Here is a 20,556-nt window from a genome sequence, read left to right on the forward strand (position 1 = left end):
ATCAGGTTAGCAAGCGGGAGCCTTGCGGCTCCCGCTGCGGCTTACCAGGTTTGGGTGGCCTTGAACTTCTCGATACCGGCTTTCATGCCAGCGTCGATTTCGTCATTGAAGTCACCCTTCACGTTGATCTTGGCCAACAAGTCGGCGTGATCGCGGTTGAAGTAAGCAATCAGCGCTTGTTCAAAGCTGCCGACCTTGGTGATTTCGACGTCAGTCAGGAACCCACGCTCAGCGGCATACAGCGACAACGCCATGTCAGCGATCGACATTGGGGCGTATTGCTTCTGCTTCATCAGCTCGGTAACGCGCTGACCATGCTCAAGTTGCTTACGGGTGGCTTCGTCCAGGTCAGAAGCGAACTGGGCGAATGCCGCCAGTTCACGGTACTGAGCCAGAGCGGTACGGATACCACCGGAGAGCTTCTTGATGATCTTGGTCTGAGCGGCACCACCCACACGGGATACCGAAACACCGGCGTTCACAGCAGGACGGATCCCGGAGTTGAACATGGCCGATTCCAGGAAGATCTGACCGTCGGTGATGGAAATCACGTTGGTCGGAACGAACGCGGAAACGTCGCCAGCCTGGGTTTCGATGATCGGCAGTGCGGTCAGGGAACCGGTTTTGCCGGTCACTGCGCCGTTGGTGAACTTCTCTACGTACTCTTCGGATACGCGAGATGCGCGCTCCAGCAGACGGGAGTGGAGATAGAACACGTCGCCTGGGTAAGCTTCACGGCCTGGTGGACGGCGCAGCAGCAGGGAAATCTGGCGGTAAGCCACTGCTTGCTTGGACAGATCGTCATAAACGATCAGCGCGTCTTCACCGCGGTCGCGGAAGAATTCACCCATGGTGCAACCGGAGTACGGTGCCAGGAATTGAAGCGCAGGAGATTCCGAAGCACTGGCAGCCACGATGATCGTGTTGGCCAGGGCGCCGTTTTCTTCCAGCTTGCGAACCACGTTGGCGATGGTCGATTGCTTCTGACCAATGGCTACGTAGACGCAGAAAATGCCGCTGTCTTTCTGGTTGATGATCGCGTCGATCGCCAGAGCGGTTTTACCGATCTGACGGTCACCGATGATCAGCTCACGCTGGCCACGGCCGACCGGAATCATGGCATCGACAGCCTTGTAGCCAGTCTGTACAGGCTGGTCTACCGACTTACGCCAGATCACGCCTGGAGCAACTTTCTCGACCGCGTCGGTCTCGGTGTTGCCCAGTGGACCTTTACCGTCAACAGGGTTACCCAGTGCGTCGACTACGCGACCCAGCAGTTCCTTACCAACCGGAACTTCCAGGATGCGGCCTGTGCACTTGGCGCTCATGCCTTCAGCCAGACTGGTGTACGCGCCCAATACAACGGCACCTACGGAGTCTTGCTCCAGGTTGAGGGCCATACCGTAGACGCCGCCCGGAAACTCGATCATCTCGCCGTACATTACGTCGGCCAGACCGTGAATCCGCACGATGCCGTCAGATACGCTGACGACAGTGCCTTCGTTACGGGCTTGGGAGGTCACATCGAGCTTGTCGATGCGGCCCTTGATAATTTCACTTATTTCGGAAGGATTGAGTTGCTGCATTGCTCTGCTGCCCCTTCAAACTCAAGATTTCAATGCTTCGGCAAGTTTCGCGATTTTGCCGCGAATCGAGCCATCGATAACCAGGTCGCCGGCACGGATAACAACACCCCCAATCAGGGATGCGTCCTCCGAAGCTTGCAGGCGCACTTCCCGATTGAGTCGTGCACTGAGAACCTTGGCGAGTTTGTCTTGCTGTTCTTGGTTCAATGCAAAAGCACTGGTCACTTCAACGTCTACCGACTTCTCTTCTTCGGCCTTGTACAGGTCGAACAGAGCGGCGATCTCCGGCAATAGCGAGAGACGGTCGTTTTCGGCAACGACGTGGATGAAGTTCTGCACTTTCACATCAAACTTGTCGCCGCACACTTCAATAAAAGTGGCGGCCTTGTCTGCGCTCGTCAGGCGCGGGGCCTTGAGCACGCGCTGCATGGTGTCGTCTTGCGACACTGCTGCAGCCAGGCCGAGCATGGCTGACCAAGAGGCCAGCTGCTGGTGGGCCTGGGCGTGCTCGAAGGCTGCCTTAGCGTAAGGTCGGGCCAACGTGGTCAGTTCTGCCATGATCGCCCTCGCTTAAATTTCAGCAGCCAGTTTGTTAACCAGCTCCGCGTGCGCGTTTTGATCGATTGTGGCACCGAGGATCTTCTCAGCACCGCCGACCGCCAGAGCACCCAGTTGGGCACGCAGCGCGTCTTTGACGCCGTTCAGTTCCTGTTCGATCTCGGCATGAGCCGAAGCCTTCACACGGTCAGCTTCGACGCGGGCTTTATCAACAGCCTCTTCGACGATCTGGTTACCGCGCTTCTTGGCTTGCTCAATGATTTCAGCTGCCTGTGCTTTAGCTTCGCGCAGTTGATGACCCGCTTTCTCTTGGGCCAACTCCAGGTCGCGAGCTGCACGGGTGGCAGCGTCCAAGCCGTCTGCGATCTTCTTCTGACGCTCGTGCAAAGCCGCGATGACCGGAGGCCACACGAACTTCATGCAAAACACTACAAAAATGAAGAACGCAACGGATTGGCCAATCAGGGTTGCATTAATGTTCACGCCAACACCTCGCTCATTCGTTGTCCATCACCCCAATCAACTCGAAAAATTCGAGTGATTAGCCAGCGAGTTGACCAACGAAAGGGTTCGCGAAGGTGAAGAACAGAGCGATACCAACGCCGATCATGGTCACGGCGTCGAGCAGGCCGGCGACGATGAACATTTTAACTTGCAGCATTGGAACCATTTCTGGCTGACGCGCTGCGCCTTCCAGGAATTTGCCGCCCAGCAGGCCGAAACCAATGGCAGTACCCAGGGCGCCCAGGCCGATCAACAGTGCAACAGCGATAGCGGTTAGACCAACTACAGTTTCCATCTTTCCTCCCGACTTTTACGTCGTATGGTTTAGGTTTTTTAGATTTTAAAGCGGTAAAACAAATCGTTTCATAGCCCGGTAGGGCCCACCTTCCCGTGTTACCGGGAAGGACATCAGACTAGTCGAGACTGGTCTTAATGGTTCTCTTCGTGCGCCATCGACAGGTAGACGATGGTCAGCATCATGAAGATGAAGGCCTGCAGGGTAATGATCAGGATGTGGAACACAGCCCACGCCCACTGCAGAACTACGCCCAGGCCGCTAAGCCAGAGCAGACCACTGCCGAACATCACAGCGATCAGAATGAACACCAGCTCGCCGGCATACATGTTGCCGAACAGTCGCAGGGCCAGGGAAATCGGCTTGGCGACCAGCGTTACGAACTCCAGCAGGAAGTTCACCGGGATCAGCAGGGCTTGAACAAAGATGTTCTTGCTGCCGAACGGGTGCAGGGTAAGTTCGCCGATGAAGCCGCCGATGCCCTTGACCTTGATGCTGTAGAAAATGATCAACGCAAACACCGACAGGGCCATGCCCAGGGTGGCGTTAGGGTCCGTGGTGGAAACCGCACGGAATGGAATGTGGTGATCGCCGGTGATCAGGATGGCCAGCTGAGGAATCCAGTCGACCGGAATCAGGTCGACGGCGTTCATCAGGAACACCCAGACGAAGATGGTCAGTGCCAGCGGTGCAATCACCGGGCTACGGCCATGGAAGCTGTCTTTCACGCTGCCATCGACGAATTCGACCAATACTTCAACGAAGTTCTGCAAAGCACCCGGCTGACCGGAAGTCGCCTTCTTTGCCGCCATGCGGAAAATCAGGACGAAGATCAGACCCAATGCGACAGACCAACCCAGAGTATCCAGGTGGAATGCCCAGAAGCCCATTTCTTTGGCTTCTGCTGCGGTGTGGGCGAAGCCCCAGCCGCCGTTGGGAAGCTGACCGAAGGTCAGGTTCTGCAAGTGGTGCTGGATATAGCCCGAAGCGGTTGTTTCTGCCATGGTTGCCTCAAACGCCCTAAGGTTTCGAAAGTCTTGTTTTCATTAGCAGGGGAGCGAACCAGCTGACCAGTTGGGTCAACACGAAGACGCCGAATACAGCCAGCGGCGCCAATGGCTTCACACCTGCAAAGGTCAGTGCAAACAGCACTGCCGTCAAAATCAGTTTCCCTGCTTCGCCGGCATAAAAAGACCGGACGATAGCCTGGGCTGCTCGGGCGCCGGAAAACCGAAAGGCCCTGTGAGCAAAATACATATTGGGCAGCAAGGCTATCAGGCCTCCGCAGAGTCCTGAATATCCGGCTACGACTCCATGCCAATACCAAAGCGCCAATGCGGCGATCAGCAAAATGACAAATTGAGCCAATAAAACCGGGAAAACGGCCAAGCGATGGAACGGCAACGTGTTTGGCGTGCGGGTTTCCATCACTCTTGCTCCTCAATGGTCGGCTGCCGAGAATCAATAACTTGGCATAATTTGTGCCGACAAAATGCGCGCAGAGTATAGGGGCGGTTCAGCCCCTATTCAACTGTCGGGTAGTGTTTTCCGATCGCGCGCTACATAAGCAAATGTTTCAGCGGATGTGGGCAAGGACGCCCTGAAGCTCATCGAGTGAGTTATACCCGATGACCAATTGCCCTTTGCCTTTCTTGCCATGGCGGATTTGCACCGCAGAGCCCAGCCGCTCGGCCAGGCGCTGCTCGAGGCGCGCAATATCCGGATCAGGTTTGGCCGTTTCGACCGGTGCAGGTTTACCGCTGAGCCACTGGCGAACCAACGCCTCAGTCTGACGAACGGTGAGGCCGCGTGCGACAACGTGTCGCGCCCCTTCAACCTGTTGATTTTCCGGCAAACCGAGCAAAGCACGGGCATGACCCATTTCCAGGTCGCCGTGGGACAGCATGGTCTTGATGACTTCCGGCAGCGCGATCAGGCGCAACAGGTTGGACACGGTCACGCGGGACTTGCCCACCGCATCCGCGACTTCCTGCTGCGTCAGTTTGAATTCCTGCTGCAAGCGCTGCAGCGCGATTGCTTCCTCGATGGGATTGAGGTCTTCACGCTGGATGTTCTCGATCAACGCCATGGCGATCGCAGTTTCGTCCGGCACATCGCGCACCATCGCCGGGATGGTCTCCTTGCCGGCCTGTTGGCTGGCGCGCCAGCGGCGTTCACCCGCGATGATTTCAAAGCGACCGCCGCCAATCGGGCGCACCACGATCGGCTGCATCACGCCTTGGGCTTTGATCGAATTGGCCAGTTCCTCCAGCGCCTGGGGATCCATGTCCCGGCGCGGCTGGTATTTGCCGCGCTGGATCAGGTCCAGCGGCAGGTGCTGCAGCTCGCGCTCGTCGGCCTGCACGGCTTGTTCTTCAAGCGAAGTGACAGTCGGACCACTCAGCAGTGCATCCAGTCCACGTCCGAGACCTCGTTTCTTGACGGCCATGGGGATTCCTTAAGTTGGCTGGGCTGCAGCGGTGCGTGAGTTGCGGCGTTGACGGCGAACCATCTCGCCGGCCAGTGCCAGGTAGGCAATGGCGCCGCGGGATGACTTGTCGTACGCCAGCGCGGGCATGCCATAGCTTGGCGCTTCGGCCAAACGGATGTTACGTGGGATCACCGTGTCGTAAAGCTGATCGCCAAAGTGTTCCTTGAGCTGGGCCGACACATCATTCATCAAGCTCAGGCGCGGATCGTACATGGTCCGCAACAGGCCTTCGATTTGCAGGTTAGGGTTAAGCAACTCGGCAATACGCTTGATGTTATCCACAAGGTCACTCAAGCCTTCGAGTGCGAAGTACTCGCACTGCATGGGGATAATCACCCCATCGGCTGCTACCAAGGCGTTCAACGTCAGCATCGACAGCGACGGTGGGCAGTCGATCAAAATGTAGTCGTAATTCTCGCGGATCGGCGCCAGGGCGCTGCGCAGACGGCTTTCTTTCATCTGCATTTCCAGCAGCACCACTTCGGCCGCGGTCAAATCGCGGTTGGCCGGCAGCAGTTGATAACCGCCGTGCTCGGAATAGTGCATGGCCTGGGCCAGGTCGCACTCGCCAATCAGCAAGTCGTAGACCGAGTTTTCCAGGCCGTGTTTATCCACGCCGCTACCCATGGTGGCGTTGCCCTGTGGATCGAGATCGATCAACAGCACCCGGCGCTTGGTAGCGACCAGGGATGCTGCGAGGTTGATGCAGGTGGTGGTTTTGCCCACGCCACCTTTCTGGTTCGCTATCGCGAATACCTTAGCCATTCTTGCTTGTGTTCCCAATCATGCCGTGCGGCGCAGTATCAGCAGATGGCGTTGGCCTTGGCAACCGGGTACGGCCAAGGCGTGTTCGCTATCGAGGTGGAAGTCTGCCGGCAATGCTAACAGCTCGTCGCTTGGATGAACGCCCTTCATTGCCAGCCAACGGGTGTCGCGGTCGCCTAAGTGGCGGGTCCAGTTGCTGAAGTTCTCCATGCTGCTGAATGCCCGGGAAACAATCCCGTTGAAAGGCTGTTCAGGCACGAAGGCTTCGACGCGACTGTGGATAACATTCAGGTTATCCAGCTTGAGTTCGAGTTTGACCTGGGTCAGGAAGCGGGTTTTCTTGCCGTTGCTGTCCAGGCACGTCACTTGTGACTCTGGAAACAGGATGGCTAGTGGAATGCCAGGCATGCCGCCGCCGCTGCCAACGTCCAACCAACGGCCGTTTTCGATAAACGGCATCACGCTCAGGCTATCGAGCAGGTGACGCGAGACCATTTCGTCCGGGTCGCGCACTGCTGTCAGGTTGTAAGCCTTGTTCCATTTGATCAACAGGGCCAGGTAGCCCAGCAGCAAGTCGTGCTGTGCATCGGTCAGGTCCACGCCCAACTGGCGTGCACCTGTGGATAACTCTTCGGCGTGTTGCGAGGTGACCAACGAACTCAAGCGCTTTGCTCCAACTGACGGCCCGCGCCGCGTTTTTTCAAATGAATCATCAACAGCGAAATGGCTGCCGGCGTGACCCCAGGAATACGTGAAGCCTGGCCGAGTGTTTCCGGCCGAGTTATCCCCAGCTTGCTTTGGATTTCTTTCGACAACCCGGAAATCCCGGTGTAGTCGATGTCCACAGGCAGCTTGGTGTCTTCACTGGCGCGCAAGCGGGCGATCTCGTCCTGCTGGCGGTCAATGTAACCGGCGTATTTGGTCTTGATCTCAACCTGCTCGGCGACTTGTGGGTCTTCGGCACCGTGACCGGTCACTTCAACCAGGCCAGCGTAGTCGATTTCCGGACGGGACAGCAGGTTCAGCAAGTTGTATTCGTGGGTCAGCGGCGTGCCGAATTTTTCGGCAATCGCGTCGCCTTGCTCGGTGCCGGGGCGAACCCAGGTACTTTTCAGGCGCTGCTCTTCCAACGTGATGCTTTCGCGTTTTTTGCAGAAGGCGGCCCAGCGTGCGTCATCGACCAAGCCCAGCTCGCGGCCTTTTTCGGTCAGGCGCAGGTCGGCGTTGTCTTCGCGCAGGATCAGGCGGTATTCGGCCCGGGACGTAAACATCCGGTACGGTTCCTGAGTTCCGAGAGTAATCAGGTCATCGACCAATACACCGATGTACGCCTCATCGCGGCGCGGGCACCAGCTGTCTTTGCCTTGTGCGCGCAGTGCCGCGTTGGTTCCGGCCAGCAAACCTTGGGCGCCGGCTTCTTCGTAACCGGTGGTGCCGTTGATTTGCCCGGCGAAAAACAGGCCGCCGATCACTTTGGTTTCGAGGCTGTATTTCAGGTCACGCGGGTCGAAGTAGTCGTACTCGATGGCGTAGCCCGGACGCACGATGTGCGCGTTTTCCATGCCGCGAATCGATTGCACGATCTGGATTTGCACGTCGAACGGCAACGACGTGGAAATCCCGTTCGGGTACAGCTCGTGGGTGGTCAAGCCTTCGGGCTCGATGAAGACCTGGTGGCTCTCCTTGTCGGCAAAGCGGTGAATCTTGTCTTCAATCGATGGGCAATAACGCGGGCCAATGCCTTCGATCACACCGGAATACATCGGCGAACGGTCGAGGTTCGCGGCAATGATTTCGTGGGTGCGGGCGTTGGTGTGGGTAATCCAGCAGCTGACCTGTTTCGGGTGCTGTTCTTTGGAGCCCATGAACGACATCACCGGGATTGGCGTATCGCCGGCTTGTTCGGTCATCACCGAGAAATCCACAGAACGCCCGTCGATACGCGGCGGGGTCCCGGTTTTCAAGCGGCCGACACGCAACGGCAATTCACGTAGGCGTTTTGCCAGGGCAATCGACGGCGGATCACCGGCGCGGCCGCCCGAATAATTCTGCATGCCAATGTGGATAAGTCCGCCGAGGAAGGTACCGGTGGTCAGCACCACGGATTCTGCGAAGAAACGCAGGCCCATTTGGGTGACAACACCGCGTACCTGGTCTTGTTCGACGATCAGGTCATCCGCTGCTTGCTGAAATATCCACAGGTTCGGCTGGTTTTCCAGGGTTTCACGCACCGCGGCCTTGTAGAGGATGCGGTCAGCTTGTGCCCGGGTAGCCCTAACGGCTGGGCCTTTGCGGCTGTTGAGCACGCGAAATTGAATGCCACCTTTGTCGGTAGCCATGGCCATCACACCGCCAAGGGCATCGATTTCCTTGACCAGATGGCTTTTGCCGATCCCACCAATGGCGGGGTTGCAACTCATGGCACCGAGGGTTTCCACGTTGTGCGTCAGCAACAGGGTTTTTACACCCATGCGTGCTGAGGCCAGTGCTGCCTCGGTACCGGCATGACCGCCGCCGATGACGATCACTTCAAAACGGGAAGGGAAATCCACCACGCACCTCGTGCCTGCTTATGTAGGTAATCAGGAATTGATTGTTGAAAGAGTTTTAGAGCTTTGGCGGCAAGTATAGGGACTTAGCCCTTCCTAAAGAACCCTTTGCACAAAATTTAACCAGCTGTGGATGAATCACAGACAATAGAAATTAAAAGAGAGAAGTTTATAAGATCTTTGTTTTTATGTTTATTTCTACTGAGCCTACTTTCTGTGGATAGATCTCTACAGGCCTCTATTTACGTTGTGTACAGCGATTCAAAAGTCTGTGGTCATGTGCCAATGAGGCCGTTGGATAAGTGCTTTAAGCCTGTGGATTAAACAGGTGGTTATCCACAAGGGGGTTTTTACTCAGGTTTCAAGCCCTGTTATCAACTGGGCACAGTGGCGGTTATTCACAGGGCTTAATCCACAGATATCGTGTATTTCACCCACGACGAAGCCACCGCGTTTTTTGAACGCAGTAAGGAATGCTGCAAAAAGAGAGCTATTGTGAGAAGTCGACGGCGCAGTTAATAATAGCGATTATCATTAACCTGCCTTAACGCGCCCTATGCCTCCTTCACACACGGCTGCAGTCCAGCACATCTATGAGCATCACCATTCGTGGCTGCAGGGATGGCTCAAAGGTAAATTGCACAACGCTTGCGATGCAGCCGATGTGGCACACGATACTTTCGTGCGTATCTTGGGCGGGCGCGATGCGGCGCAGATCCTCGAACCCAGGGACTACCTGGCAACCATTGCCAGGGGCTTGGTCATTGATCGTTATCGCCGGCATGCGATTGAACGCGCGTATCAACAGTCGTTGGCTGAGCGCCCTGAAGCTGTCGCCATCAGTGAAGAAGACAAGGCCATCATCATTGAAACGCTGGTAGCTGTGGATAAGGCCCTGGCTGACCTGGGCGATCGGGCCCGGCGAATTTTCATGCTGTCGCAGATCGAAGGCCTGACTTATCAACAGATCGCCGATAAGTTGCAGGTGTCCCTGACCACCGTGAAGAAACACATGATCCGCGCGCTTACCGAGTGTTCACTGATCATGGCCAGCCTGTAATGGTTGCCCCGGATCGAAAGGTCTTCGAAGCCGCTGCCACTTGGTATGTGCAGTTTCAGTCACAGCCTCCAACGCCGGCTGAGCACTATGCCTGGCAACAATGGCTCAATGACGACCCGGCACACCTGACAGCGTGGAACCAGATGGAGCAATTGCAACGCAGCCTGGGTGCCCTGCCTCAGGATTTCACCCGTCGCGCCTTATCGGCCACGCAGCAACGGCGGCAGGTGCTCAAGTGGATGCTGGTGCTGGGCGGCACCGGCTACCTGGGCTGGAATGTTCAACACGCGCCTTCCCTGGGCAATGTGTGGGCGGACTACCGCACACGCGTCGGCGAACGGCGAAGGATCGAACTGGCCGATGGCACTCGAATAGACCTCAACACCAGCACCGCCATTGATGTGGTGTTTGATGGGCGCCAGCGTTTGATCCGCCTGCGCGAAGGTGAAGTGCTTATCCACACCGGAAAACTGGGTGGGCAGACGCCCTTTTATGTTGAAACCCGCCAGGGCCGAGTTCAGGCATTGGGAACGAGGTTTACCGTGCGCCAACTGGCGGATTCGACGCGAGTGGGGGTGCTGGAAGACCGAGTGAGTATCTCGCCTGCAGACCAACCCGATCGCACTCGGCTGCTGGCTGCCGGTGAAAGCGCTGACTTCGACCGGGAAAATGTCGGCCCCAACCACGCCTATCGCCGGACCCAGGCGGCTTGGGTCGATGGCCAAGTGATCGTCCTGGATGCGCGACTTGGGGATCTGATCGACGACCTGGCACGCTATCGCTCAGGTGTTCTGCAGTGCGATCCGGCCTCGGCGCCTCTGCGGGTTTCCGGCACGTTCCGCCTCGACTCCACCGATGCAGTACTGGCTAACCTGCAAGCTACTCTGCCGATCCAGGTGAAATATTTCACTCGCTATTGGGTTTCGGTGACACGCGTGGGTTGAGCGAAAAAAATAATCCACAGGGGGTTATCTTTTTTTTACCTGGCCCGGCCCTACGGGTAATCACGACGCTACCTTCAGGGCTTATCCACCTATGCGCCTTCCCGCCAAACTCCGCCAGCAACTCTCTTACCACGGCATGACCTACGGTTTACTGCTGTCCACGGCCGCCACCGCCGGTGTCTTTTTGTCCACAAGCGCCCTGGCAGCCAGTGCTGCGCAGCATTACACCATTGCCGCCGGGCCCCTTGACGCAGCGTTGAGCCAATTTGCCGCCAAGGCCAACGTGATCTTGTCCTTCTCACCCCAGCAGACCGCGCGCTTGAATACGCCGGGGCTGGAAGGTGACTATTCGGTGGATCAAGGCTTTGCGCTATTGCTGCAAAACTCGGGGTTGCAAGCCGTAACACAGGCGCCCGGAAGCTATGTACTTCAGGCTTCGCAAGATGGGCCATTGACGCTCGCCCCCACCACCGTCAGCACTTATCAACAGGCCGGTTTCAATCAGGACATTGCCGGTGATGTTGGCTACAAGGCGCAAAACAGTCGCGTCGGTACCAAAACCAGCACCGCGCTGTCGGAAACCCCGCGCTCGGTATCGGTGGTCACAGGCCAACGCATCAAGGACCAGAAGTCGCAGACGCTGACGGAGGTGCTGGGGTATGTACCGGGGATCTTCGCGCCACCGTTTGCTGCCGGTGATAGCCTCGCGGGCGACCTGTTTTTCATTCGTGGTTTCAATGCCACGGATTATGGCTACGGCCTGCTGCGCGATGGCCTTCGGGTACAGGGCAATCGGTATGACACCACCAGTGAACCCTATGGCCTGGAGCGCGTAGAGATTTTCCGCGGCCCTTCTTCTCTGCTCTATGGGGAAAACGCGCCGGGCGGGTTGGTCAACCTGGTCAGCAAACACCCCACCGCCACGCCTCAGGGCGAAGTGCAATTGGGTTACGGCTCCAACAATCGGCGCCAGCTGGGTGTGGATATCTCGGGGCCACTCAATGACAATGGCAACGTCCTGGGCCGCGTGGTCATGCTCGGTCGAAAATCCGACACCCAGACCGACCACGTGCCCGATGATCGCCTGTACATCGCGCCCTCCCTGACCCTGAACATTGATGACTACAACACCCTGACGCTGCTGACCAACTACCAGAAGGACCACACCAATCTGGAACTGGGCCTGCCTGCGGCCGGCACTTTACTGAAAAACCCGAACGGCAAGCTGTCCAAACACACCATGCTCGGCGACCCGGACTGGAACACGTTCGAGCGCGAAGCCTGGAGCGCCGGTTACGAGTTCAGCCACAGCTTCAATGACGATTGGCAGTTCCGCCAGAACTCGCGCTACATGCAGTCGCGCATCAACCGCCATGAAACCTGGCCCGGCGCGCTGAACAATCGCGGCTTCGGCACCCAGTTGAACATGACCGCCTACGACCGCTACAACAAGTCGATGGTGTATTCCCTGGATAACCAGCTCGAAGGCAAATTCCAGGTCGGTGACCTGGAAAACACCCTGCTGGTTGGCGCCAGCTATGACCGCACCTCGTTCAATCAGGACTGGGATGCGGGCTTCGCCGGCACCATCAATGTGTATAACCCGGTGTACCTGCGCGACCCGCTCACCCCGATCGCGGTACAGAACACCCTGCTCGAACAGCAGATGAAAGGCGTTTATGCACAGGTCCAAAGCAAATACGACCACTGGCTGTTCCTGCTCGGCGGTCGCCAGGATTGGGTCGAGAGTGATTTTCGCGACAAGGTGAACAAGGCCAGCAACACAGGCTCCGAAGACAAGAAGTTCACGTACCAGGGCGGAGTGATGTACCAGTTCGACAACGGCGTGACGCCGTATGTCAGCTACTCCACCGCCTTCGTCCCGGTGCAGCAGATTTCCAACGCGGGTTCACCGTTAAAGCCGATCACCAGCAGCCAGTACGAAGTGGGTGTGAAGTACGAGCCGATTGGCTGGGACACCGCCATGACGCTGTCGGTGTATGACCTGCGCAAACAGGATGACACCTACCTTGATGCCACCACCAACAGCTATCGCCAAGTGGGCGAAAGCCGCGCCAAAGGGGCGGAGGTGGAAATCAACAGCAACCTTACGCCGAACTTGAATGTCACCGCGGCCTACACCTATACCGATGCAAGAATTACCAAGGATTCCGCCACTTCACTGGTCGAAGGGCATCAGATGACCGGGGTGCCACGTAACCAGGCGTCGGTGTGGGGCAAGTACCGCTTTCTGGATGGCCAGCTCAAGGGCTTGTCCCTGGGTGGCGGAGTGCGCTACTTCGATAGCACTTTCTCCTACACCGCGCCGACGCTGTACGGGAAATTGGATGCCGGAAGCGTGACATTGGTGGATGCGGCGATCGGTTATCAGCTCGACAAGCACTGGTCGGTGGATCTGAACGCGAAGAATCTGTTCGACAAGGAATATGTATCCGGTTGCAACGATGCAGGTCGCTGCTACTGGGGCGACAGTCGGACGCTGCTTGGGACGGTTTCCTATAACTGGTAAAGGCGCACAGTAGCCCTGAAGAACTCAGGCGTTCTTCAGGGCGTTTTTGCCGGCAAGCCGGCTCCCACAGGATATGTGGATAACTGGGCTATTTGCCGATGCAGAAGCTTGAAAAAATCCGTCCCAGCAAATCATCCGAACTGAATGCACCGGTGATCTCGCCCAGCAGCTGCTGTGCCTGACGTAAATCCTCAGCCAGCAGCTCCCCTGCCCCCGCCAAGGTCAGTTGCGCCCGACCGTGCTCCAGCGCCGCGCTGGCGTGGCGCAGCGCCTCCAGGTGCCTGCGACGTGCACTGAAGCTGCTTTCCGAGGTTTGCTCATAGCCCATGCAGGCTTTGAGGTGGTCGCGCAGCAGCTCCAGGCCATCGCCGGCCGACTTCGCACTCAGGCTGATAGTGACATGGCCATCCTCGCTGGTTTCCATGGCAATAGCTTCGCCGGTCAGGTCGGCCTTGTTGCGAATCAAGGTGACCTTGGCCGGGTCCGGCCGTTGCTCGAGAAATTCCGGCCACAAGGCAAAAGGATCCACAGCCTCTGGCGCGGTGGCGTCCACCACCAGCAACACGCGGTCCGCTTCGCCGATGGCCTTGAGTGCGCGCTCTACGCCAATCTTTTCGACCTGGTCGTCGGTATCGCGCAGACCTGCAGTGTCGACCACGTGCAGCGGCATACCGTCGATGTGGATATGTTCGCGCAAGATATCCCGGGTGGTGCCGGCGATCTCGGTAACGATGGCCGCCTCGCGACCTGCCAGGGCATTGAGCAGACTCGACTTGCCGGCATTCGGCCGCCCCGCGATCACCACGGTCATGCCATCGCGCAGTAGAGCCCCCTGCCCGGCTTCGCGCAGCACTGTGGATAACTCATCGCGCACTTTGTCGAGCATGGCCAAGACGTGCCCATCGGCGAGGAAGTCGATTTCCTCCTCCGGAAAATCAATCGCTGCCTCGACGTAGATGCGCAAGCTGATCAATTGCTCGGTCAGGTTATGCACACGCAACGAAAATGCACCCTGCAACGAACGCAATGCATTGCGCGCGGCCTGTGCAGAACTCGCCTCGATCAAGTCGGCAATGGCTTCGGCCTGGGCCAGATCGAGTTTGTCATTGAGAAAAGCCCGCTCGCTGAACTCCCCCGGACGCGCCAGGCGGCAACCCAATTGCAGGCAGCGCTGCAGCAGCATATCCAGCACGACTGGACCGCCGTGCCCTTGCAATTCAAGCACGTCTTCGCCGGTGAACGAGTTGGGCCCGGGAAAATACAGCGCCAGGCCTTCATCCAGCACGGTCGCATCGGCGTCCAGAAAGGGGCCGTAGTGGGCGTAGCGCGGTTTCAACTCGCGGCCGCTGATGGCCTGGGCCGCGTAACCGGCGAGCGGCCCGGAAATTCGAACGATACCGACGCCGCCGCGACCTTGAGCGGTAGCGACAGCAGCGATGGTTTCACGAGGAGCGCTCATCAGCAGGTTCCAGAACAAAAGTGACGGAAAGCAAAACGCCCCACTAGGGGGCGTCTTGAGTGGTTATCCACAGAGTAAATTACGCCGCAGCTTTTTTGGTAGCCGCTTCGATTTTACGTGTGATGTACCACTGTTGAGAGATCGACAGGCAGTTGTTGACGACCCAGTACAGCACCAGACCAGCAGGGAACCACAGGAAGAAGAAGGTGAAGATGATTGGCATCATTTTCATCACTTTGGCCTGCATCGGATCCGGCGGAGTCGGGTTCAAGCGCTGCTGGATGAACATGGTCGCGCCCATGATGATCGGCAGGATAAAGAACGGGTCTTTGATCGACAGGTCAGTTATCCACAGCATGAACGGAGCCTGGCGCATTTCCACGCTTTCCAGGAGTACCCAGTAAAGCGACAGGAATACCGGCATCTGCACCAGAATCGGCAAGCATCCACCCAGCGGGTTGATCTTCTCTTTCTTGTACAGCTCCATCATGGCTTGCGACATTTTCTGCCGGTCATCGCCATGTTGCTCTTTCAGCGCGGCCAGTTTCGGGGCCACGGCACGCATACGTGCCATCGACTTGTAGCTGGCGGCCGACAGAGGGAAGAAGATCCCCTTGATCAGCATGGTCAGCAAGATGATCGAGAAGCCCCAGTTACCCACAATGCTGTGGATATGTTGCAGCAGCCAGAAGATTGGCTGGGCAATGAACCACAGAATGCCGTAATCCACAGTCAGTTCCAGACCTGGGGACAACTCTTTCAGCACAGCCTGGCTTTTCGGGCCGGCGTACAGCGTGGCGCTGGTTTCAGCCTTGGCGCCTGGTGCGACGGTCAACGCCGGGCCAGTAAAACCAATGATGTAGTTGCCTTGGCTGTCTTTGCGGGTTTGAACCAGGTTGGCTTCACCCTTGTTCGGGATCCATGCGGTCACGAAGTAGTGTTGCAACCAGGCAACCCAGCCGCCTTGTAAGGTTTCTTTCAGCGCGCCCTTGTCGATATCTTTCATCGACACTTTTTTGTACGGCTCGCTACTTGTCCACAGGGCAGCGCCCAGGTAAGTCGCGGTGCCGGTGGCAGTGCTGGAAGAAGGATCGGCGCTGTTGTCACGCTTGAGCTGGGCAAACAGGTTGCCGCTCCATGGCTTGGCGCTTTCGTTGTCGATCAGATAGGTGACTTTCAGATCGTACAAACCGCGGGTAAAGCTGAAACGCTTGATGTAGTTGACGCCGTCCTGACTGAATTTCAGGTCAACGTTCAACTGGTTCTGGCCATCAGCCAGTTGATAAGTCTTCTGTTCGGTCGAATAAACCGGACGACCGGTAGCACGAGCATCCGGACCGTCAGTGCCGGTCAGGCCGCTTTGCGCCAGATAAGTGCGTTCACCACCGTTATCGAACAGTTGGAACGGCACATCCGGATGGTCTTGGCGACGTGGATACAGCGGCAGTTTCAACTGCGCGATATCACCACCTTGTGGGTCGATAGCCAGGTCGAGCACATCCGTTTTCACGTGGATGAGGTCTTTGTTGGTGACCACTGGCGTTTCTAGAGGGGCGCTTGTCTCGCCATTCGCGCTGGGAACATCGGCACTCGCGGACGCATTGTTACCCAACGGGGTGTCCGGAATAGCCGGCGCAGCCTGATTGGTAGCAACATTCTGAGTCGGCAGGGCAGCCTGGCCGTAGTCCTGGTTCCACTTAAGAACCATGACGTAGGACACGATTGCCAGGGCGACGATCAGGATCGTGCGTTTAATATCCATGATTACTCGGCCATCGAAGAAGAACGGGAGGTAGGGATAGGTGGAACCGGGTCAAAACCACCGGGATTCCACGGATGACAGCGGCCTAAACGACGAAAGGCCAGCCAGCCACCGCGCAGAAGACCATGATTTTCTATGGCCTCTAACGCGTAGCAGGAACAACTGGGGTAGAAACGACAGTGGTCGGCCATCAGAGGACTAATGGCATAACGGTAAAACTGGATCGGAACGAGGGCCAGTTTACGCATTGGTGCTGTCTACCCCTACAGTTTCGGTGCTGACTGCTGGTGCTGGCTTGTGGGTACGCGCCAAACGTTTCCAGAGCTTGCCGAAATGCTGAATCAATTCGGGGTTTTCTACGTCCCCCAAGCCTTTGCGCGCGACGATAACAATATCCCAACCAACCAAAGTTTCCTGGTGGAGGCGAAACGATTCGCGCATCAGACGCTTGAGGCGATTGCGCTCAACGGAGAGCTTTACGCTCTTCTTGCCGATCACCAACCCGAGGCGGGGGTGATCCAGATCGTTGTTACGCGCAAGGAGCAGGAGATTTTTCCCCGGAACCTTGCCGGTGGGGGAGTCAAAGACTGCCTTGAAATGCCGGGGGGTTAGCAGACGCTTTTCCCGACTGAAGTCCTGACTCACCACCAGTACCGGATTATCAAACTGCCAGACGCGCACGACCTTTGGCGCGGCGACGCGACAGGACAGCACGGCCGTTCTTGGTGGCCATGCGAGCACGGAAGCCGTGAGTACGGGCGCGTTTGATGGTGCTTGGTTGGAAAGTACGTTTCATGGCGTTGTTACCTGGTTCGTCCACAACGGGCCGGAATGGCCCCCGTTTTAAGAGACCGGCGATTCTAGAGAAAGCAAGCCTCTAGGTCAATTTCCAACCAGCTTTTCCTTTAATTAGATCTCTGCAGGCAATTGGGCCTTTTCGGCTCGTCCGCCTTTCACGAGCAATGCCATAGATATAAAAATAAAGAAGGAAGTTATTTAAAGCTTTTCTGTAAAGCTTATAAAAGCTAGGGAGGCGATCATCTGTGGATAACTGCTCTGAGCCCATATTCCACCTGATGTACAGAGAATGACAACTAGGGGGAGAAACGGTGCTCTGCCTGTGCTGCGCTGTCGGATAACCTGTGCGTGGAATGGGTTGTTATCCACAGGCCAGTTACCCACAGACTTTCGACCTCACTTGTACAACGAGCTTAGGGGCGCTTATCCACAGAGCTTATGCACAGACCATTGGTCGGCTTTTTTGCGCTTAACGCATTGATTTTGGGTGCCCTGTGAGCAACCTACATGTGGATAAGTGGGCGGCTGGCCGCTACAATGGCGGCTGTTTTTGCCTCACCGGCTTTCAACTTAGGGGATATCCGTGTCAGTGGAACTTTGGCAGCAGTGCGTGGAGCTTTTGCGCGAAGAGCTGCCTGCCCAGCAATTCAACACCTGGATCCGTCCGCTACAGGTCGAAGCCGAAGGCGACGAGTTGCGTGTCTACGCGCCGAATCGTTTTGTTCTCGATTGGGTTAATGAGAAGTACCTGAGCCGCGTTCTCGAATTGCTCGATGAGCACGGCAATGGCCTGGCGCCCGTACTCTCCCTATTAATAGGCAGCAAACGTAGCTCTGCACCGCGTGCCGCGCCGAATGCACCGTTGGCGGCGAGCGCCTCGCAGGCTCAGGCCGCAGCCGCGCCTGTTAATAACTCGCCAGCACCCGTTGCCCAGACGCCTTCGAAATCATCGGCGCAGAAAAACGCGCCTATAAATGAAGAGCCGTCCCGTGACAGCTTCGACCCAATGGCCGGCGCCAGCTCGCAGCAAGCACCGGTGCGCGCCGAACAGCGCACCGTGCAGGTGGAAGGTGCGCTCAAGCACACCAGCTACCTGAACCGTACGTTCACCTTTGAAAACTTCGTCGAAGGTAAATCCAACCAGCTGGCCCGCGCGGCCGCCTGGCAGGTAGCCGACAACCCCAAGCATGGTTACAACCCGCTCTTCCTTTATGGTGGCGTCGGCTTGGGTAAGACGCACTTGATGCACGCTGTGGGTAACCATCTATTAAAGAAGAACCCGAATGCCAAGGTTGTGTACCTGCACTCGGAGCGCTTCGTCGCTGACATGGTCAAGGCCTTGCAGCTCAATGCAATCAACGAGTTCAAGCGGTTCTACCGCTCGGTTGATGCGTTGCTGATCGATGACATTCAATTTTTTGCCCGCAAGGAACGTTCTCAGGAAGAGTTTTTCCACACCTTCAACGCCCTGCTCGAGGGCGGTCAGCAGGTCATCTTGACCAGCGACCGTTACCCGAAGGAAATCGAAGGCCTGGAAGAACGTTTGAAGTCGCGCTTCGGCTGGGGCCTGACCGTTGCGGTAGAACCGCCGGAGCTGGAAACCCGCGTCGCGATCCTGATGAAAAAGGCCGACCAGGCGAAAGTCGATCTGCCACACGATGCGGCCTTCTTTATTGCTCAACGCATTCGCTCCAACGTGCGTGAGCTCGAAGGCGCGCTCAAGCGGGTCATTGCTCACTCGCACTTCATGGGCCGCGATATCACCATCGAGTTGATCCGTGAATCCCTGAAAGATTTGCTGGCCCTGCAAGACAAGCTGGTGAGTGTGGATAACATCCAGCGCACCGTGGCTGAGTACTACAAAATCAAGATTTCCGACCTGTTGTCCAAGCGCCGTTCGCGCTCGGTGGCACGTCCGCGTCAGGTGGCGATGGCGCTCTCCAAAGAGCTGACCAACCACAGCCTGCCGGAAATCGGTGATGTGTTTGGCGGTCGCGACCACACCACGGTCTTGCACGCGTGCCGCAAGATCAACGAACTTAAGGAATCCGACGCGGATATTCGCGAGGACTACAAGAACCTGCTGCGTACACTGACTACGTGATGACACCAGCGCAGCTTATTAAGGCAAGGGACTAGACCATGCATTTCACCATTCAACGCGAAGCCCTGTTGAAACCCCTGCAACTGGTCGCAGGCGTCGTCGAGCGCCGACAGACCTTGCCGGTGCTCTCAAACGTATTGCTGGTTGTCGAAGGCCAGCAATTGTCCTTGACCGGTACCGACCTTGAAGTCGAGCTGGTCGGCCGCGTGCAATTGGAAGAGCCTGCTGAGCCGGGCGAGATCACCGTACCCGCGCGCAAGCTGATGGATATCTGCAAAAGCTTGCCAAACGAAGCGCTGATCGACATCAAAGTCGATGAGCAGAAGTTGGTGGTCAAGGCCGGCCGCAGCCGTTTTACGCTGTCCACCTTGCCAGCCAATGACTTCCCGACCGTCGAAGAAGGCCCTGGCTCGCTGACCTGCAGCCTGGAACAAAGCAAACTGCGCCGTTTGATCGAGCGCACCAGCTTCGCCATGGCCCAGCAGGATGTTCGCTACTACCTCAACGGCATGTTGCTGGAAGTCTCTGAAGGCATCATCCGCGCCGTGGCCACCGACGGTCACCGGTTGGCGATGTGCTCCATGCGTGCCGATATTGGTCAGCCAGATCGTCACCAAGTGATTGTCCCGCGTAAAGGTATCCTGGAGTTGGCGCGTCTGCTCACCGAGCCGGACGGCAACGTCAGCATCGTTCTGGGCCAGCACCACATTCGCGCCACTACCAGTGAATTCACCTTCACGTCCAAGTTGGTCGACGGCAAGTTCCCGGATTACGAGCGCGTGCTGCCTAAAGGTGGCGACAAGCTGGTGATCGGCGATCGTCAGGCCTTGCGCGAAGCGTTCAGCCGTACCGCAATTCTGTCGAACGAGAAGTACCGCGGTATCCGTCTGCAACTGGCCAACGGTCAGTTGAAAATTCAGGCGAATAACCCTGAGCAGGAAGAAGCGGAAGAAGAAGTTGGCGTTGACTATAACGGTGGCTCGCTGGAGATCGGCTTCAACGTCAGCTATTTGTTGGACGTGCTGGGCGTGATGACCACCGAACAGGTTCGCCTGATTCTGTCTGACTCCAACAGCAGCGCCCTGGTGCAAGAATCTGATAACGACGACTCGGCTTACGTAGTTATGCCGATGCGCCTGTAATCATGCTCA

General features: G+C 57.2%; 20 protein-coding genes. 5 read left to right on the forward strand and 15 right to left on the reverse strand.

Annotated features, from left to right (window positions below; translation table 11 throughout):
* Window positions 1-41 precede the first annotated feature (41 nt).
* The 10 genes from atpA to mnmG form a co-directional block, all read right to left on the reverse strand.
* Entirely contained in the window at window positions 42-1,586 is a 1,545-nt protein-coding gene (gene atpA, locus FPT15_RS02950; RefSeq protein WP_017135120.1) for a F0F1 ATP synthase subunit alpha, read from the reverse strand.
* A gap of 21 nt (window positions 1,587-1,607) precedes the next feature.
* The gene (locus FPT15_RS02955; protein WP_145158401.1) at window positions 1,608-2,144 is read right to left on the reverse strand and encodes a F0F1 ATP synthase subunit delta; all 537 of its coding nucleotides are present in this window, start codon (window positions 2,142-2,144) and stop codon (window positions 1,608-1,610) included.
* Between the two features lie 12 nt (window positions 2,145-2,156).
* Window positions 2,157-2,627, reverse strand: a complete 471-nt coding sequence (locus tag FPT15_RS02960; RefSeq protein ID WP_016970692.1) for a F0F1 ATP synthase subunit B — start codon at window positions 2,625-2,627, stop codon at window positions 2,157-2,159.
* Window positions 2,628-2,685: 58 nt separating this feature from the next.
* Entirely contained in the window at window positions 2,686-2,943 is a 258-nt protein-coding gene (atpE, locus tag FPT15_RS02965; protein WP_002555987.1) for a F0F1 ATP synthase subunit C, read from the reverse strand.
* A 134-nt stretch (window positions 2,944-3,077) separates the two neighbouring features.
* The gene (gene atpB, locus FPT15_RS02970) at window positions 3,078-3,947 is read right to left on the reverse strand and encodes a F0F1 ATP synthase subunit A (protein WP_017848936.1); all 870 of its coding nucleotides are present in this window, start codon (window positions 3,945-3,947) and stop codon (window positions 3,078-3,080) included.
* Window positions 3,948-3,963: 16 nt separating this feature from the next.
* Window positions 3,964-4,371 (reverse strand): F0F1 ATP synthase subunit I, encoded by a 408-nt coding sequence (locus tag FPT15_RS02975; RefSeq protein ID WP_010565865.1) that lies wholly within the window; start codon window positions 4,369-4,371, stop codon window positions 3,964-3,966.
* A 148-nt stretch (window positions 4,372-4,519) separates the two neighbouring features.
* On the reverse strand, window positions 4,520-5,392 hold the full coding sequence (locus FPT15_RS02980) for a ParB/RepB/Spo0J family partition protein (RefSeq protein WP_145158403.1): 873 nt from the start codon (window positions 5,390-5,392) through the stop codon (window positions 4,520-4,522).
* Between the two features lie 9 nt (window positions 5,393-5,401).
* On the reverse strand, window positions 5,402-6,199 hold the full coding sequence (locus FPT15_RS02985; protein WP_017477894.1) for a ParA family protein: 798 nt from the start codon (window positions 6,197-6,199) through the stop codon (window positions 5,402-5,404).
* Window positions 6,200-6,217: 18 nt separating this feature from the next.
* Complete coding sequence (gene rsmG / locus FPT15_RS02990) at window positions 6,218-6,862, reverse strand: 16S rRNA (guanine(527)-N(7))-methyltransferase RsmG (RefSeq protein WP_145158405.1); 645 nt, start codon at window positions 6,860-6,862, stop codon at window positions 6,218-6,220.
* On the reverse strand, window positions 6,859-8,751 hold the full coding sequence (mnmG, locus tag FPT15_RS02995; protein ID WP_145158407.1) for a tRNA uridine-5-carboxymethylaminomethyl(34) synthesis enzyme MnmG: 1,893 nt from the start codon (window positions 8,749-8,751) through the stop codon (window positions 6,859-6,861). Before mnmG ends, rsmG begins: the two co-directional genes overlap by 4 nt.
* A 553-nt stretch (window positions 8,752-9,304) precedes the next feature.
* On the opposite strand from mnmG, the gene FPT15_RS03000 reads away from it, so the two are divergent.
* The 3 genes from FPT15_RS03000 (at window position 9,305) to FPT15_RS03010 (ending at window position 13,282) form a co-directional block, all read left to right on the forward strand.
* Window positions 9,305-9,808: a sigma-70 family RNA polymerase sigma factor gene (locus tag FPT15_RS03000; protein ID WP_145158409.1), complete on the forward strand. Its 504-nt coding sequence runs from the start codon at window positions 9,305-9,307 to the stop codon at window positions 9,806-9,808.
* Window positions 9,808-10,752: a FecR domain-containing protein gene (locus FPT15_RS03005; RefSeq protein WP_145158411.1), complete on the forward strand. Its 945-nt coding sequence runs from the start codon at window positions 9,808-9,810 to the stop codon at window positions 10,750-10,752. The genes FPT15_RS03000 and FPT15_RS03005 overlap by 1 nt, the downstream gene beginning before the upstream one ends.
* A gap of 91 nt (window positions 10,753-10,843) precedes the next feature.
* Entirely contained in the window at window positions 10,844-13,282 is a 2,439-nt protein-coding gene (locus FPT15_RS03010; protein WP_145158413.1) for a TonB-dependent siderophore receptor, read from the forward strand.
* 88 nt (window positions 13,283-13,370) lie between these two features.
* Here FPT15_RS03010 and mnmE read toward each other — a convergent pair whose 3' ends face one another.
* From mnmE to rpmH, 5 genes are all read right to left on the reverse strand, one after another.
* A complete protein-coding gene (gene mnmE / locus FPT15_RS03015; RefSeq protein WP_106575971.1) occupies window positions 13,371-14,741 on the reverse strand; it encodes a tRNA uridine-5-carboxymethylaminomethyl(34) synthesis GTPase MnmE in 1,371 nt (456 codons plus the stop codon).
* Window positions 14,742-14,820: 79 nt separating this feature from the next.
* Window positions 14,821-16,503: a membrane protein insertase YidC gene (gene yidC / locus FPT15_RS03020; RefSeq protein WP_145158415.1), complete on the reverse strand. Its 1,683-nt coding sequence runs from the start codon at window positions 16,501-16,503 to the stop codon at window positions 14,821-14,823.
* 2 nt (window positions 16,504-16,505) lie between these two features.
* The gene (gene yidD, locus FPT15_RS03025; RefSeq protein ID WP_073636650.1) at window positions 16,506-16,751 is read right to left on the reverse strand and encodes a membrane protein insertion efficiency factor YidD; all 246 of its coding nucleotides are present in this window, start codon (window positions 16,749-16,751) and stop codon (window positions 16,506-16,508) included.
* Window positions 16,744-17,148, reverse strand: coding sequence for a ribonuclease P protein component (gene rnpA, locus FPT15_RS03030; RefSeq protein WP_218570655.1), 405 nt, complete (start codon window positions 17,146-17,148; stop codon window positions 16,744-16,746). The genes yidD and rnpA overlap by 8 nt, the downstream gene beginning before the upstream one ends.
* Before the next feature lie 16 nt (window positions 17,149-17,164).
* Window positions 17,165-17,299 (reverse strand): 50S ribosomal protein L34, encoded by a 135-nt coding sequence (gene rpmH, locus FPT15_RS03035; protein WP_003213577.1) that lies wholly within the window; start codon window positions 17,297-17,299, stop codon window positions 17,165-17,167.
* Between the two features lie 585 nt (window positions 17,300-17,884).
* Here rpmH and dnaA point away from each other — a divergent pair.
* Complete coding sequence (gene dnaA / locus FPT15_RS03040; RefSeq protein ID WP_119741254.1) at window positions 17,885-19,405, forward strand: chromosomal replication initiator protein DnaA; 1,521 nt, start codon at window positions 17,885-17,887, stop codon at window positions 19,403-19,405.
* Window positions 19,406-19,443: 38 nt separating this feature from the next.
* Window positions 19,444-20,547, forward strand: coding sequence for a DNA polymerase III subunit beta (gene dnaN / locus FPT15_RS03045; RefSeq protein ID WP_083355987.1), 1,104 nt, complete (start codon window positions 19,444-19,446; stop codon window positions 20,545-20,547).
* Window positions 20,548-20,556 lie beyond the last annotated feature (9 nt).

This window comes from Pseudomonas sp. RGB (assembly GCF_007713445.1).
Lineage (GTDB): Bacteria > Pseudomonadota > Gammaproteobacteria > Pseudomonadales > Pseudomonadaceae > Aquipseudomonas.